This is a genomic window from Mycobacterium sp. OAE908 (genome assembly GCF_017872775.1).
GTDB lineage: Bacteria > Actinomycetota > Actinomycetes > Mycobacteriales > Mycobacteriaceae > Mycobacterium.
In genome coordinates, this window is record NZ_JAGGJL010000003.1 from 33,463 (window position 1) to 48,297 (window position 14,835).

Here is a 14,835-nt window from a genome sequence, read left to right on the forward strand (position 1 = left end):
GATGACGCTCAACCCGGACCCGCAGTTCGATTCGCCCGCTTTGCGGCTTTTCGGAGCTGCATCACCAGACTGCGGCTACACGGCTTCCAATCGTCACGTGACGGCCGGAGTGCGTCGTTAGACCGCGGCCGCTTCGTCGGCCAGTGCCGCCAGCAACGTCTTGACACCGTCGGGGCCAAGGTGTGACCGCAACGCGTCAGCGAGCAGCTGTGGTTTCGAGTCGAATTCCTTTAAGGCGCTGACGATTACGCGCGATGGGCTCGGTGGTCTCTTACCGGATGCGCCATTGCTGTCACTGCCGTCGTTCTTCTTGTCAAGCGCGGCCTGCCACCGCACGACCTGTTGCTCGAGCGGCACACGCGCCAGCTGGCGGGCTTCCCTGATCGCCAATTCGCCTCTGCGCAAAGCTCTTTGCAATTCGGGCGCCAGCTGCAGTAGCGCCCGCCGCTGCGAAACCCACGTCTCGTGCCTACGCAGTCGGCTGGCTGCCTCAGTGGCGCTGCCACACTCTTTGACGAGCGCTGCGACCGCCTTCGCTTCTTCGATCACGTCGAAGTCTTGGCGGTCGACGTTTTCGGCGATCGATGCCGAAATGAGTGTGACGCGGTCGCGGGCGATTTCGTCGTTGACGACGATGTCCAGATCGGTGCGGCCGAACTTGTGCGCGGCCGCCAACCGCCGGCACCCGTTGATGACGACGAAGCGGGTGCTGATGTGATCCTCGGGATACAACTTGAGGTATGCGCCTTTGGTGACCACAACCGCCGGCTGCAGTTGCATGTCGGCGATCGACTCCAGGTTCGACAGGTCCCCCACGTCCTCGCGGGGGTTTCGCGGGTTCGGTGTCAGATCGGTCAACGGTGCCGTGCGGGTGGATGCCCCGCTGACCAGTTGATCAACCGGTGACTGATCGCCGACGCCGGTGACAAGCGTGGCGAGGCTGGTCCGTCCTCCGCGGGCCATCAGCTGACTCCTCCGACGTTGAGTTCGAGCGCGAGCTGGTAGAAGTCTTCACGCGCCCGCAGCGAAGCCCCGTTCGTCGGATACTCGGTCACCACCTGGCCGTCGGCGCTGGCGCGTGCGTGCAGCTTGTAGTGGCGAATCACCGTGTGCGCCAACGGCCACCCGTTGCCGCGGACGAACTCCTTGGTCTCCTCCAGGTCACGCTGACCGTCGCGGGTTTCCCAGTTGTTGATGACGACGACGTACGGCACCCCGCGGGGGCGGATGACCTTGTTGATAGTCCGCGCTGTGGGGTCGAAGCTCAGCGGCTCGGTTTCCATTGGGACGATCACGCGGTCGGCAACATCGAGGACCACCCGCAGCGCGTCGGCGGCCGGTCCCCTGCCCAGCGGATCGGACGCATCATCGCCGTCGGACGCCAGCTCGATCCAACCCGGGGTGTCGACGTAGACATGCTTGATCCCGGGCAATTCGCCGAGTCGTTTGAGCGCGTCGAGGTCGTTGTTATCAGCTTGCACAACGTGAAACGGCAGATCGTCGACGCGCGCAGCCCACCAGATCGCGGATCCCTGCGGGTCAATGGACACCGCGGCCACCGGCGAACTCGCGTCCGGATCGTCACGATTGGTCAGCACATGTGCAGTGACTGCGGCTAGGTTGACGGTGATGGTGCTTTTACCAACGCCGCCTTTCTGATTGAGGACGACGTTAACAGCCATGAAAGGCCTTCCGTATGCTTCCCCCGCACAGCGGGGTACTTCGGATGAGACAGCCGCAGTCTACGGTGATGCGCTGAATCTCTCGCGCCGACACGCTGGGCGAAAAGCCTGAGGGCGCACCGGTTGTCGGTGCAGTCGGGGCCACAGCCAGCCCTGACGATCTTTACCGCGGTAAAGACTTGAACGGTTCCATTCTTTACCGCGGTAAAGAATGGAAGTCCAGCGAGGATCGACCCGTCACCCCTCGTTGATCGGGCTTTGCGGCGAGGTCTCGAATCACGGTGCCTGGCAGGTACGTTCATGGTCGGCGACTGGGCGGCATCACTCCCGTCGCATCGATGCCGTTGAAATGCGCTGCAGCGAACCTGAATTCGGCTGGCACCCGGCAAATCCCGGCGCGTCGCAACGAGCGCGTTCTATCCGTCAGTGAAATACTGACAGGGTGGCTACCCGGCCCAAGGTGCATCGCTCTGAGGTGGCCGCCGCCATCACTAGAATCGCACGTCGCAGGGCTAAAATCGACGATCGACACCTCGAATTGTTGCCCGATTCAGCCGCTTCCGACCCTCGCGAAGTACTCGACTATCTACGCAGATTCAGCGGCCCGGATATCCCCCGCTGGGTGCTGCAGGCCGATGTCTGCGACGCCCTGACCCTCAACAACTGGCTGTGGTGGGAAGACCGTCGCCGTGAGTTGTATTTTCTGAAAGCCGGCCGCGACCGAGGCCTGTTTCTGTCTCAGATCGGCGCGCAAGTCGGCGTCGGCAAGCAGGGGCTGATCGATCGCATCGACCGGCTCGAGGCCCTGCTGCGCTACGACCGGCCCGACGAGAAGATCAGCCGCGCAGCGCGCCAAACCGAACGGGAGCGCCAGGCCCGCATGCCGACCGAGGAGGCTTGGTTTCACGCCCGCCGCGACGAGCTGATGAACGTGATCAACGGCTTTGTGCAGCAGGCGGACCGCTTCGAGATCGACGAACGTGAATGGGTCGACGAGCTCGAGATCGACGGCCGCGACGACGAGTTCACTTCGTCGACGATGGTGATCCTGGGGCTGGCGGCCTCCGAGTTGCGCACCGCGCCAGCGGTCCTCGAACTGGACAGCACGCGCCCGTACACGGTGCACACGCTCCTCGCCCGCGCCGACACCCTGCGCAGCCAGTTCGCCGAACTGGGCACGAAGGCAACGGCACGGCTCCCGGCCTAGCATTTGGGCACTCGCTAGCAAAGTGGCGATTCACCGTCTTCAGGCTCTACTGACTGCGCGACCTGTGGATTCGCGCCGTCAAATCTTTACCGCGGTAAAGTGGCAAACAGAATTCACGTCGCCTGCGTGCCGGCTGGGCGGGGTGCCGTTGGCCAGATTCCAGGGCAGAGGGCGTCAAGCGGAGGGCTCCTTGTCAGCGGATTCTTGCCGTGGGGAGTGTTCTGGTAGGTCGAGGACGTCGAAGTCGTGCTCGCACCAGATCCGGCGCGAGCCCTCCTCCGGGTAGGGCCCGATATGCGATTCGGAGTCGTAGATCCGGGTGGTCCGGGTGTCCGGGCGATAGCGCCGCCATCCGGGGTCGCCGGAAGTCGCAAAACGCACCCAGTCACTGCGCATCCGGTCCGAAACTCTCCACAGCTCCTCTGCGGCGTTCGGCAGGGTGGACGCGTGGTTGCGCACGTCGTCGGCGCTGAGCGTTCCGAACACGAGCAGCAGATCCAAACTGTGCGAGGCGCCCTCGTCCCGGTTGAAACTCCAGCACAACTCGTACATCCACGCGTGGCCACCGCCGCTGTGCTGGGCGTCGGCCAGATGCAGCGTCGGCATTCGAAACAGCCAGTCGGAGTTGAGAAGTTCATACCGCTGGCTCGCGTTCGCGTCGGGGTATTCGGTGCGGTAAGCGTCGCGGCGGATGGCCGGCGCAAGTTGGTCGAGCCTGGCAGACACTTGCTCCTCTGGCACCTCTGCTCCGCGATAGGGAATGAATAGCGAGTACTCGTCGCGGGTGTGGCCCACGAGTAGCTCGATGTCACGTGCGGCGCCGGTCGCGAGCGCGCGCCAGGGCGCCTCCACGATGATTTCCCCGTCCACGATGGGCGAGAACGGTGTGGGTGTCAGCGCCATCGGCCCCCACGCCTCGACGAATTCGGGCATCTTTTGGATCACCGACTCGGTGGCCTCGATCAGCGCACGCGGTGAGAAACGCGCGAGCTCGTGCGCGGCCGGTCGTGCCCCAAGTTCTGCGGCGATCGCCTCGGATACCGTGGACGCCAGGTCGGGCGAGAAGAACGTTCCGGGGACGCTTTGGGCTATTGCGCGCCGGAACAGTCCAGTTGCCATCGGCATTGTGAGTAGGGCAGCGACGGAACCGGCGCCCGCGGATTGGCCGAAGACGGTGACCGTGTTCGGCTCTCCCCCGAACGCAGCGATGTTGTCTTGGACCCACCGCAAGGCGGCGACCTGGTCGAGGATGCCGCGATTGTCCGGCGCTCCGTGGATATGTGCGAAGCCTTCAGCGCCAACGCGGTAGTTCATGCTCACGACAACCACGCCGCGGGCGGCGAGCATTGTGCCGTCGTGGTGCGGGTTGGCAGAACTGCCGTGCAGATATCTGCCGCCGTGGATCCACACCATCACGGGCAGCCCCGCGGCTCCCACGGCGGGTGACCAGACGTTAAGCGTCAGGCAGTCCTCCGAGCCGTCTGCCGCGGTGCCCGACACCGAAGACATCACCGCGCCGCTGTGGCCGGCCTGGGGAACCGGTGGGCCGAAGTTGATGGTCTCGCGTACGCCGTCCCAGGGCATTACTGGCATAGGCGCCGCGAATCGTCGTAGGCCGAATGGCGGCTCAGCGTAGGGGATCCCGCGGAACACTGCAACGCCGCTCTCCCACCGGCCGCGCACGACGCCGGCCGCGGTTCGGACGTCCACGTCGGCTTGCCTCACGGCTTCCCAACCCCTGCTGTCGCGGCTCGGCACGCTTTCATTGCAGCTCTGGTCGTGGTGACGGATCGACGCCGCCTGCTCGCAATGTGCGGTCGATGAAATGGGTCTTGGCTCGGGTGTAGGCCTCGCGGTCGTCACGAAATGCATTGGCCAAACGTCGTTTCAGCGCCCCGTATTGATCGCGTAGGCCACGGTATGCACGCAGTGCGTCTCGAAGCACCCGCAGTTCAGCGACATGGGGATCGTCGCGCTGGACCAGATAAGGATGTTGAGTTCGCGCTTCGGGACGGGGCCGGAGGAACCATAGCCGCCAACGTCCGTTCGGGTCCGTCGGCCAGTTGAGCCATCGGTCGTTCTCCAGAACCGACACCGCCGCGCGTGCCTCGGCCAGCGCGGTGACTGGAGCGAGGATGTCGATGACTGGCTTGGCGGCTAGCCCGGGCACCGACGTCGATCCGACTTGCTCGGCCGGTGCGCCGAGCCAGGGTTTAAGAAGGTGCGTCAGCTGGTCCCGCTGCTCGGCGAATTGGCTGGGGCAATGAGGGTCGTATTCGATGACGGTGACCGGCATGTCGACCACCGGTTCAGCGTACGTCGGCATGTCGGACCGGCAGCAGTCACGTCCGCCGGGTGCGCTCCCCCATCGCAGCGCTCGAAACGGCTTTGCATCGTTCTATTACTCGGGATCCGAAGGCTCCGACGGTACCGCCCGATTTCGTCACCGTGACACTGTGAAAATTCATCGATGATCGTGCAATGACGCAACCGAGCCGGCGCCGCAGCGATCGGCCAGGTCGTCGCAGGATCACACGGTCACTGCGTGATCCCGTCATCCCGTCGCACGGTAGCTGTGTGACAGCGTGATTCGGTCATCGCCTCACCGAGTCGCACAATCATTGCGGCACAGCGTGATTGCGTCACGCCGCCACTCGGTGATCCCAACACACGATCACAACGCCACTGCGTTATGGGATCACCTCATCACCGCGCGATTTGATCACGCGGTCATGCGGTCACGCTGTGATCCCATCACCGCATCATCTCGTCACCAGGTGACCGCGTGATCGAGTCGCGACGTGATCGGATCATCCGATCGCTCGATGACTCGGCGACCGGGTCACCAAGTCATCTCGTCGCTGGGTGATTGGGTCGCCGACTGATCCGATCATCCGGTGATGCGATCGCCCGGTGGCGCCATCACGGCCTCACCGGATCGCCCGGCGATCACATCACAAGGCGATCACATCACCCCAACACGCCGTGATGGCGTCGCTCCAACACCGAATCACCCTGGTCTAATTCGTGTAACTCAAGTTAAAGGAGTGACTGCTGTGAAAGCGGAAGTAATCGCGATCGCCAATCACAAAGGTGGGGTGGGCAAGTCCTTCACCGCGGTGAACCTCGCCGCCGGCCTGGCGCGGGGCAATTGGCGCACCCTTCTCGTGGACTGCGACCCGCAGGGCAACTCGACGACCATGTTCGATCCCGAAGACGACGTGGAGTTCGACATCTACGACCTCATCCGGGAAGGAACGCCGGTCAGCAAGGTGATCCGCCCGACGCGGCTGAACAATCTCGACTTGGTCCCCTCCACACTCGCGGTCGCCAAGCTCGACCAGGAACTCGTCACCATGCATCGCCGCGAGGAACAGCTCGCGATGACGTTGCAGCCGATCTATCAGGACTACGACGCGATCGTCCTCGACCTGTCACCGAACCTCGGGCAGTTGGTGATCACCGCACTCAACGCCGCGGACTGGTTGATCGTGCCGACCGACGCCAGCAAGTGGGGCAGGAGAGGGGTGAACATGTTCCTCGAGTGGTCGGCCACATTGCGTCAGCACCAAGTACTTTCGGCGACATTCCTCGGTGTGCTGTTGACGAAGTACGAGTCGCGAACGTTGGTGAGCCGCGAAACGCTCAAGGCGTTGCAGGGTGACCGCCTGCCGATGTTCAACACCATGATCCCGAAACGTACTGCGGCAGAACGGATGGTCAGCGATCAGGTCGTGCTCGGCGACGAGGACGCCGACCCTGATTTAGCGGAGGCGTATGCCAACTTCACTGTGGAGGTCATGTCCCTCGTCGATGAGGGCCGACGGAATCGAGGGAAACATCATGCCTAAGAAGGACACCGCCACAGCGGTTCTCAGCATGCTCTCCACCGCGGGGGCGCAGACACGTCGGAACGAGGAGAGCCCCGAACCGGGGGAGGAGATCGTTGACACCCCGGTCGTCACAGTGACGGAACAGCCGCAGGCCTCGGTAAGTCCGCTGTACAGCACCCCGCAGCCGCTACCAGCCGAGGCGGCCTCCTCGAAGGCGCCACGCACTCTGCGGCTGCGGCCAGCCGCTGCGTCGCGACTTCGCGATGCGTGGCTGGCGGCCAAGCGTGACGACGTCCTTTTGACTGCACAGGATTTCGCGTCGGACCTCGTGGAAGAGGCCTTGGCCCGCCGCGCGCTGCTGCACGACGCGACGTCGTAGCCGCCCGGAATCTTTACCGCGGTAAAGATTTCACGCACTCTGAGCCTGATCGAGCAGCTCGGTCAGCCAACCGTCGCGATCCAGCAGCACCCACCGGCTCTGGCGCCAGTAGAACGGCACCTGCCCGGGGTCGCGATGCCCGTCGACAAGGTAACCGAACCGGGCGGACAGGTTCGGATCCAATGCGGCGACGAGCTCCGCGCAGCGGTGACACGCCGCGAACAGGTCTGGGGGAGCGGGCGATTCGGACCTCACCGCACGCCGGGTCATTATGCGGTCGAACGACAGTCGGCAGTCCTCGGCGAGGATTTCACAGTGTCCGCTGCTGCGCGCGAGCACCGCAGTCCGCGCCGACGCGGGTATCAGTGGGGCTGCGGGTCGATGCAGCGGGGCAGGTATGCGGTCGGCTGCGCGTGGCCGCTGCTCGGGCGCCGCGGCAACCGGGGCCGCCTGTTGCAGCATGCCGGTGGCGATCGCCCGCAGGTGAGGAACCGCGTCGTCGTGGCGTCCATCGATCCATACGCCGGCCCAAAGTCCCCAGGATGCGCGGCATTCGAGCGCCTCTCGGGCACACCACCGCCGGGCCGGGCATGACAGGCAGCCGGCGAGCGCATCGGCGTGACGGCGAGGCTCGAACCACCGCTCAGGATCACCTTGGCACGGAAGCACATTCGGCGGCGGCGGGGGAGTGGCGCGCGTCATCGCGCACCGTCGGAGTCGGGCTGACCGTGGCGGCGCTGCTTGGCGCGTTCGAGAATCTCGTCGAGCGCTCGCCGTGCGGCCTCACGCCCGGGACCTGACAGCGCGGCGCGCCCCGCATCCCGTGCGGCGCGGGCGGTTTCGCGCTCGGCCAGTTGCTCGGCCACGCGGGACCGCGCCTTGGCCAGTTCAGCGGCCTCGCGCTCCTCGTCCAGCGCCGCTGGCCGTTCCTGCAGATTGCCGTGCGCGGCGAGGATCGCGCCGAGCAACCCGATCGGTCTGTGGGGGTTCTCCGGCAACCAGTGCCCGGTGCCGATCCAGTCGGTGATCAGCTGGTTGATGTCGCGTGGGGTCCACCCGTGTTGCGCCGGTCCGGTGAGCACCCACGCCCACGGCGTGCCGGTGCGGTAGCGCCTGGCCCAGGGGGGACTTTGCTCATCGCACACCCATTTGTTTGCCAGCGCCAGCCCTTGGTTGTCGGGGCGAGTGCGCCGCGCAGCGGCGCTGCTACCGGCGGCTTGCCGCCGGGTGCGTGTAGTGAGAACTGATTTAGGTGAGGTTTTTTTAGGGAAATACGACCCTTCGGGATGGGGTGACAGCGGTTGAATCCGGCTGTCGTGCAGTGCCCATACCGAAGCCCAGCCCCGGCCTTTATCCCCAACCCGCCAGCTGGCGAACCGCTCTGCGCGGGTGCGCTGCCTGCCGCGCATCACCTCGGTCGCCACCCCCAGCAGCCGCAGCGCCGTCGAGGCGCGCTGCACGGTGCGCACCGACAGTCCAGTCATGGCCGCAAGCCGCTCATTGGTGGCGCGGCAGTTACGCCCGGTGCGGTGTTCGGCGAACGAGGCACGCGCTTCGGCCACCGCCACAAGCGATTTCAAGCTCACCGGATTGTTCGGCATCGCGGGGCGCACATGGCTGTCGTAGCGCTCGCGGTAGGCCGCAGGGACGACCTCGTGCGCCCAGCGTCGTGCCCGACCGCTCCAGCAGGGAATGGCGCCCCAGGCCGCGTCGACTTCTAGCACGATGCGGGGCAGTCGGTCGAAACAATGCGCGCCCGCGCGGCGTATCCAGACCGGTGCGGTGTGGGCGGTACCGCGGCGCCGCATCCGTTGGCTCGAGCCCTGATATGGGCGAGTGATGGTCGATCCGTGACCACGGTGCGCGATAACTAGACCGCCAGATGGGCGTGCGCTACCGTGGAATGCGTCTTTCATGACGATTCCCTTCCAGCGATGGGGAGAGCGCGAAAGCACGACGGTTCGAGCGGCAACTCGAACCCGACGACCCTCGGTCCGCAGGACCGGGGGTTTCGTCGTAGATGGGGCTATCGCGTGTGCGTATGAAGTTGTGCGGTGTGGGTTTTCAGCCGAGCCGGCTGGTGTCGAGGACTCCTATCTGGCGCCTGGTCGACGCGGATATCCGCGTTGGTACTTGTGTCCGTTCGACGCGGATATCCGCGCTACATGGCAGCATGCCGCAGGTCGGGGCGCATTCGGTGATGACACGCCGCACCAATAGTCACATCAGTCACGGCCGTTATGGTGCCGGCTGGTTCTCGCGAGCCGGCTTGACTGACTGCCATCATCTAATTCTCTGCCCGCCGGGCAGGTGCCCGGTGCAGAAATTCGTACGGTTCGCGGCGGTATGCGGGCGTCGGCACCGGGCTTCTATTCTGCTGTCGCAGCGCGGCAAAGACGTGTAAGGATGTCGGGCGGGGGCGCTTTTCATTGTCGCTATCCACAGCCTGTGGATAGCCCAGTGGTTGTTAACAACCGGTCCATCGAGTCGCATTCTCGTCGGCTTGCAGTCATAGCTTCCGGTCATGCGCGCACCGACTCCTACATCTGCGACTTGCCCGACCGCCGTCGCCCTCGAGGTTTTCCGCAATGTCATACGACAACCGGCTCGTACCTGCGCGGTCTGCACCACGCCGGTCGGCGGCTATCGGTTCTGCTGGCGATGTCGACAACACCGGCGCACACCTGGGGTCGCGGATCTCGTGGCGCCGCTGATCTATGCCATGGACGGCCCCGGCTCAGCAGAGCTGCTGCGCAATTACAAGAACCACCCCAAGCGTGCTGAGCGTGAACGCTGCGCGCGCATCATCGGTGAACTTCTCCGGTTGGCGATCTCACGCCATCAGCCGTGCATTACCGCCGCGGTCGGTCAGCCGGTCGTGACGCGGGTCGTGGTGCCCTCGCTGACCAGCCGCATGGGGACCCACCCGATGGTGTCCATCGCACATTCGTTGGATCTGCTGGGCGACGTGGTGTTGAGGCCGTCACTCGATGCGCGGTGTGACCGCGTGGTAGACGCCGACAAATTCATCGTCGACGGCACCGTGGTCGGCCAGCACGTGATGGTGATCGACGACGTCTGGACAACCGGATCCAACGCCCAGTCCGCGTCGCTGGCTCTGCGCCGAGCTGGGGCTTCTGCGGTCAGTGTGGTCGTCATCGCGCGGTGGCTAGACGCGCGGCATCCGTTGTGCGTGCGGTTCATTCGCGAACAACTCCATGCGAATTACGATGCCCTGCTGTGCCTGGTCACCGGACATCGTTGCGATCTCACCGGCGTCGGTGCGGTGTCAGTCCGGTGATCACATGCCGGCTTGGGTGGCCTGTCTGCCGACATCGGCGATGATCGCCGCGTTGTGTCGGTCGCTCTCGGTGAATTCGTCGGCGCCCGCGGTCAGCGCCTGGGCATGTTCGGTCAGTTTGTTCGTCAGTGCGACCGTTGTGCTTTGCCATTGCGCCAGCTTGGCTTCCATGGCCGCTGCCGACGATCCGACCATGCCTGCCTGGGCGGCGTAGATATTGGCGTCGGATGCAGCGTGGCCCGCTTCCACGTCGTCGGCTTGGCTCTTGACTTGTGCACCTGAGATCAGCAGGTCCTCGGGCCTGACGCGGATCCGATCAGCCATCGCTTCCTCCAGCACTTGGGGCGCAACTTCGCGCCGGCAAATTGCAGAAGATCAGAATACCGGCGCCAAGCGTCGGCCCCGGACGGCAATTTCCCGTCCCGACGGTGGGGCGGCGATCAGTCGCGCGCTACACGGCCTCAGCTGCGCGCGGCGCTATTCGCGTTCGGCTGTGATCCGCGGCCTCGATCGCAGCGGCCAGGGTCTGGTCGATCCGATTAGCCTCGGCGACAATGGCGTCGTGTTCTGCCTGCAGCGCGGCCACGGTCGGCGCGGCTTCCGGCCCGTCACCCGGAGAGGCCGGTTCGAGTACCACGCCGTCGCTGTCCTCGTCGATGCGCAGCTGCTGGCTGGATGCTCGCTGACGCAATGCCGCAAGGCGGTCCTTGAGGTCTTCGACGCCTCCGGCGGCGATGTCGGCGGCGGCACCGACATCGCGTGCCTCTGCGGCAAGTGCGGTCAACCGATCGCGTGTCTCGGCGATCGCCTGTGCTGATGCTGCGGGTGGTCCGTCGGCAGGTCCGAACACGGAGAGGTTGGCGAGGCCCTGCGCGGCGGATTCGGCGGCCTCGGCGCGAAGGCGGGACGCGTGAGCGACCTGGCGTAGCGCTTCGGGATCCCACCGGTCGACGTCGCTGAGTCGAAGCTTGACGTTCATCGGCGCCCCGCCTGAGCACCGCGCGGTAACGCCTCCGGCGCCGCGGTAATCGGTTGTCCGAAAACGACATTCGATGCTCTGCCTGGATGCAGGCTGTTGATATCCTGTGACACGTTTGTCCCGTCCATCGTCGGTACTTACTGGTCGATGACGACCATAAAGTCGCCGGGGAGGGTCACCTGTACACATTTTTTGGGCGCTGCAGACTTTGGTGCGCTGCTGGTCACCCGGACAGCCCAATACGGAGAGCTTGACGTTGCTGCGTCGCTGAGTCACCCGGGCAGTCAGCATCGTGGAAAGTGTGCACGTGATGCGAGACGGGCAGCGACCACCCGCCCCTGGCTATAAATCACGACACAGGACGCAACACGCATGATTTGTTGGCGATCAACACATCTCGCATGGAGTACCGGTCACCCAGCTCCGAATTCCGGATGCCGGCTGTGTGGTTGTCCGAGCCACCGACGAGCCACTGCGGACCTAGCCCCCCGACGCACAACCCCAGCACGTAGTTCGCCGTGTACGGCGCGAACAGCATCAGGTCCCTGCGAGAACGGTGCTTACGTCTCTGTCAGATCGACGACCTCGGCAGAGGCGGCATTCTTCTTCACCGACTCAACACCGTTCTTGGCCGAGGCCTTTGATTCGTAGGCTTCACCCACGGCAATGACTTCGCCGTTGGCGGCCTTCAGCCGAAACCTGTACTTGCCGGCCTTGTCGTTGAACAGCTCGAACTTCGCTGCCATCTGGCCTCCTTCTCGCATCGGTTGGCACCAATTACGCTAACAACTCTCGCGATGGGAAAACACGGGTGATGTTGGCGCGCGGCAGGGGATCTCCGGTCGATCATCCGCGGGTGGGGAAATCGCGTGCGCCGGGTCGTAAGTCGACACGCATGGCTATCTGCGCGCTATCGACGACACAGCAACGATGTCGGCGCGTTTCGGACAGTTGAGCGCTTGGGCGACCCGATGCAGGCGGGTGTCGAACCCGGGTGACCCGAGCCCCGTGACCGCAGATCTCGGCCCCGCGGCGCCGTGTTGATGGTCGATAGGATGAGCAAGTGAGCGACTCCGAAAGCAGTACCGACGTGTCGGCTGCACCGGACAACAACGCACACACTGAGCCTCCGCCGCCTAGCCGGCCCATCCCGCCGCAGACACCGGCACGACCTGATGTACCGCAGCCGAACGCCGCGCCTCGGTGGGAGCGGCTGCAGTCACGGACTGGTTCGGCGGATGAGGAAGATTCGGCCGCCACGCGGCCTGCCTCCATCGCTCCCCGCGGGCCCGCCGGCTACTACGGCATCGACGCGTCGACAACCTCAGATGACGGCCGGCCTGAAGTAGAGCCCGCATCCGCGCCGACCAACGAACAACGCGCCGATGATGCGCAACGCTCCGGACCCGCAAGGTACGGGGGGCCGTCCGACGAGCCAGGTCGGGAGCGCTGGGGTCCTGCGCCCAGCCCCGCGACTGTTGGCGAGGACCACGATCCGCTGGGCGATGAGTGGACCGGGGCGGCGGACGAGTATTCGCCGCGCGAATTCAGCCGCACATCGATGCCGAGGCCTGCTGAGGGTTCGACGGCCCCCCAGCCCGCACAAGCAATCCGTCCCGGAAGCCGTTGGGATGACACCGATCCGGGGCGACGCCCGGGCCCCGCTCAGTGGGCTGCGCCCAATCCTCAGCCAATCGGGCCGGGTCACCGACCCGAACAGCGCGCCACCGCGCCCACCGGTGGGGGTGCAGTCAATTGGTCCTACGTCGACCAGATCCGCAGCAGCGAACTGGTTCCTACCCGTAAGGTGCCGCCCTCGCGTGGCTGGCGGCGAGTGGTGCTCAGGATCACTTTCGGGCTGATCAACCTGGGCCAGTCACCCGACGAGCGACGCGAGGCCGAGCTGGAGGCCAAGGTTCGCGCGGTGTTGCGGGGCCGCTACAAGATTGGGGTGCTGGGCAAGGGCGGCACCGGCAAGACCACCATCGCCGCCTGCGTCGGGTCGCTGTTCGCCCGACTCCGCCAGGACGACCGGGTGGTCGCCGTCGACGCCGACACCGCGTTCGGCAAGCTCGCCACCCGTATCGATCCCCGCACATCCGGTTCCTATTGGGAGCTGATCGGCGACCGGCAACTAAACACCTTCGCCGACATGCGAACTCGGGTGGGCAACAACAGCGCCGGCCTGTTCGTGCTGGCCGGTGAAACCGCGACAGCGCGGCGCCGGGTGTTGGATTCCGCAACCTACCGGGAAGCCACCGCGCGGCTGGACAGTCACTTCACGATCTCCATCATCGACTGCGGGACGACGATGGATTCGCCTGTGATGCAAGCGGTCTTGGCTGACCTCGACGCATTGATCATCGTGTCCTCAACGTGGGTGGACGGCGCGGCGGCCGCTGGACAGACGATGGATTGGCTGGCCGAACGCGGCTACACCGGCTTGCTGCACCGCACCGTGGTCGTGCTCAACGATTCCGACGGCCACGCCGACGCCAAAGCCCGGAACGAACTGGCGGACTACTTCAGCAAGCACGGCCAGGCGGTGATCCAGCTGCCGTTCGACCGGCATCTGCGCCCCGGCGGTGTGATCGACATCGACAATGAGGTCGATCGCGTCACCCGCCGGCGCATCCTCGAGATCGCAGCGACAATCGCCGAGCACTTCCCGAGCACCACCGATGCGCCGCGCGGACACCGGTGGGAGCAGTAGCAGCGACTAGGGTCTGCACGGATCCGATCAACGCCGGCCGGGAAGCACGCCGACTTCTGGTTCGGCTGCGGTAGGCCAGAACCCGAGCTCTGAAGGGCGCCCTCAACCGTTGGCGGGCGACTGGTTGTCGTCGCGTTCGGCGTCAAATTCGGCCGCCGGGCCCTGTTTCTTGGCCTCTGCACGGCTGCGACGGGTGTGACGCGTACTCGATAATTCGTCGCGCACAATCCACTCGATCCAGCCCATAGGATCAGCGGCCCCGGCTGTGAAGCTGACTGGGGCTGGCGCCAGGAACGCTTGCAGCCGTGGCAGATTGTCGACGTGGACTGCCTGGCTGTTCTTACACAGCGCTGCGCCACTCTTTTCCCATTCCTTGACCAAACCGCTGACGTATTTGAGCAGCCGATCGAGCTCGTGGCGGATATCTTCGGTCCGATCGAAGACAGGGCGTGCGTCTAACCCACGGTAGATGTCCTCGAGTGTCAACTCGACCTGGATGACGTCGGTCATCCCGTCTCGTAGAGCCGTCAGCTGCTTGCTACTTAGCGGTTGGGGCGCCGGCGCACGCAGACCCATCGATCGAAAGTACCGGCGAACGTACTTTAGACGGTGATAGGCATCGACAGTCTGCTGAAAGATGGCGTACCGCTGTTCGTCTCGTGCGCGGCGCTCATCGCGGCGCTGGTCGACGGATCTCAACACCGTCCCCACCACGCCACCTAGCCCGACCACAACGAGAAG

The 14,835-nt window shown here is 65.0% G+C and carries 15 protein-coding genes; 5 read left to right on the forward strand and 10 right to left on the reverse strand.

Annotation, left to right across the window (positions count from 1 at the left end; all coding sequences use genetic code 11):
* Nucleotides 1–117: 117 nt before the first annotated feature.
* Both J3E61_RS32615 and J3E61_RS32620 read right to left on the reverse strand, forming a co-directional pair.
* Nucleotides 118–963 (reverse strand): ParB N-terminal domain-containing protein, encoded by an 846-nt coding sequence (locus tag J3E61_RS32615; protein WP_210086807.1) that lies wholly within the window; start codon nucleotides 961–963, stop codon nucleotides 118–120.
* Nucleotides 963–1,682 carry a ParA family protein gene (locus J3E61_RS32620; protein ID WP_210086808.1) on the reverse strand — a complete coding sequence of 240 codons (720 nt, stop codon included), beginning with the start codon at nucleotides 1,680–1,682 and terminating at the stop codon, nucleotides 963–965. The genes J3E61_RS32615 and J3E61_RS32620 overlap by 1 nt, the downstream gene beginning before the upstream one ends.
* Nucleotides 1,683–2,124: 442 nt before the next feature.
* Between J3E61_RS32620 and J3E61_RS32625 the strand changes: the two genes are divergently transcribed.
* Entirely contained in the window at nucleotides 2,125–2,889 is a 765-nt protein-coding gene (locus tag J3E61_RS32625; protein ID WP_210086809.1) for a hypothetical protein, read from the forward strand.
* A 174-nt stretch (nucleotides 2,890–3,063) separates the two neighbouring features.
* Here the strand turns inward: J3E61_RS32625 and J3E61_RS32630 are convergent, their stop codons facing one another.
* On the reverse strand, nucleotides 3,064–4,761 hold the full coding sequence (locus J3E61_RS32630) for a carboxylesterase family protein (protein ID WP_210086810.1): 1,698 nt from the start codon (nucleotides 4,759–4,761) through the stop codon (nucleotides 3,064–3,066).
* Entirely contained in the window at nucleotides 4,652–5,185 is a 534-nt protein-coding gene (locus J3E61_RS32635; protein WP_210086991.1) for a GrpB family protein, read from the reverse strand. The genes J3E61_RS32630 and J3E61_RS32635 overlap by 110 nt, the downstream gene beginning before the upstream one ends.
* A 760-nt stretch (nucleotides 5,186–5,945) precedes the next feature.
* Between J3E61_RS32635 and J3E61_RS32640 the strand changes: the two genes are divergently transcribed.
* Complete coding sequence (locus J3E61_RS32640) at nucleotides 5,946–6,740, forward strand: ParA family protein (protein WP_210086811.1); 795 nt, start codon at nucleotides 5,946–5,948, stop codon at nucleotides 6,738–6,740.
* On the forward strand, nucleotides 6,703–7,101 hold the full coding sequence (locus J3E61_RS32645; protein WP_210086812.1) for a hypothetical protein: 399 nt from the start codon (nucleotides 6,703–6,705) through the stop codon (nucleotides 7,099–7,101). The genes J3E61_RS32640 and J3E61_RS32645 overlap by 38 nt, the downstream gene beginning before the upstream one ends.
* Nucleotides 7,102–7,131: 30 nt before the next feature.
* On the opposite strand, the gene J3E61_RS32650 is transcribed toward J3E61_RS32645, so the two are convergent.
* Both J3E61_RS32650 and J3E61_RS32655 read right to left on the reverse strand, forming a co-directional pair.
* On the reverse strand, nucleotides 7,132–7,803 hold the full coding sequence (locus tag J3E61_RS32650; RefSeq protein WP_210086813.1) for a WhiB family transcriptional regulator: 672 nt from the start codon (nucleotides 7,801–7,803) through the stop codon (nucleotides 7,132–7,134).
* Entirely contained in the window at nucleotides 7,800–9,017 is a 1,218-nt protein-coding gene (locus tag J3E61_RS32655) for a helix-turn-helix domain-containing protein (RefSeq protein WP_210086814.1), read from the reverse strand. The genes J3E61_RS32650 and J3E61_RS32655 overlap by 4 nt, the downstream gene beginning before the upstream one ends.
* 608 nt (nucleotides 9,018–9,625) lie before the next feature.
* Between J3E61_RS32655 and J3E61_RS32660 the strand changes: the two genes are divergently transcribed.
* On the forward strand, nucleotides 9,626–10,402 hold the full coding sequence (locus J3E61_RS32660; RefSeq protein WP_210086815.1) for a phosphoribosyltransferase: 777 nt from the start codon (nucleotides 9,626–9,628) through the stop codon (nucleotides 10,400–10,402).
* Here the strand turns inward: J3E61_RS32660 and J3E61_RS32665 are convergent, their stop codons facing one another.
* The 3 genes from J3E61_RS32665 to J3E61_RS32675 all read right to left on the reverse strand — a co-directional run bounded on the left by J3E61_RS32665 (nucleotide 10,403) and on the right by J3E61_RS32675 (nucleotide 12,127).
* Nucleotides 10,403–10,726 (reverse strand): WXG100 family type VII secretion target, encoded by a 324-nt coding sequence (locus tag J3E61_RS32665; protein ID WP_210086816.1) that lies wholly within the window; start codon nucleotides 10,724–10,726, stop codon nucleotides 10,403–10,405.
* A 127-nt stretch (nucleotides 10,727–10,853) separates the two neighbouring features.
* A complete protein-coding gene (locus J3E61_RS32670) occupies nucleotides 10,854–11,381 on the reverse strand; it encodes a hypothetical protein (RefSeq protein WP_210086817.1) in 528 nt (175 codons plus the stop codon).
* 560 nt (nucleotides 11,382–11,941) lie between these two features.
* Nucleotides 11,942–12,127 (reverse strand): DUF1508 domain-containing protein, encoded by a 186-nt coding sequence (locus J3E61_RS32675; protein WP_210086818.1) that lies wholly within the window; start codon nucleotides 12,125–12,127, stop codon nucleotides 11,942–11,944.
* Between the two features lie 317 nt (nucleotides 12,128–12,444).
* Here J3E61_RS32675 and J3E61_RS32680 point away from each other — a divergent pair, with 317 nt between their 5' ends.
* Nucleotides 12,445–14,094 carry a chromosome partitioning protein gene (locus J3E61_RS32680; protein ID WP_210086819.1) on the forward strand — a complete coding sequence of 550 codons (1,650 nt, stop codon included), beginning with the start codon at nucleotides 12,445–12,447 and terminating at the stop codon, nucleotides 14,092–14,094.
* A gap of 102 nt (nucleotides 14,095–14,196) precedes the next feature.
* Here J3E61_RS32680 and J3E61_RS32685 read toward each other — a convergent pair whose 3' ends face one another.
* On the reverse strand, nucleotides 14,197–14,604 hold the full coding sequence (locus J3E61_RS32685) for a hypothetical protein (protein WP_210086820.1): 408 nt from the start codon (nucleotides 14,602–14,604) through the stop codon (nucleotides 14,197–14,199).
* Between the last annotated feature and the right edge of the window lie 231 nt (nucleotides 14,605–14,835).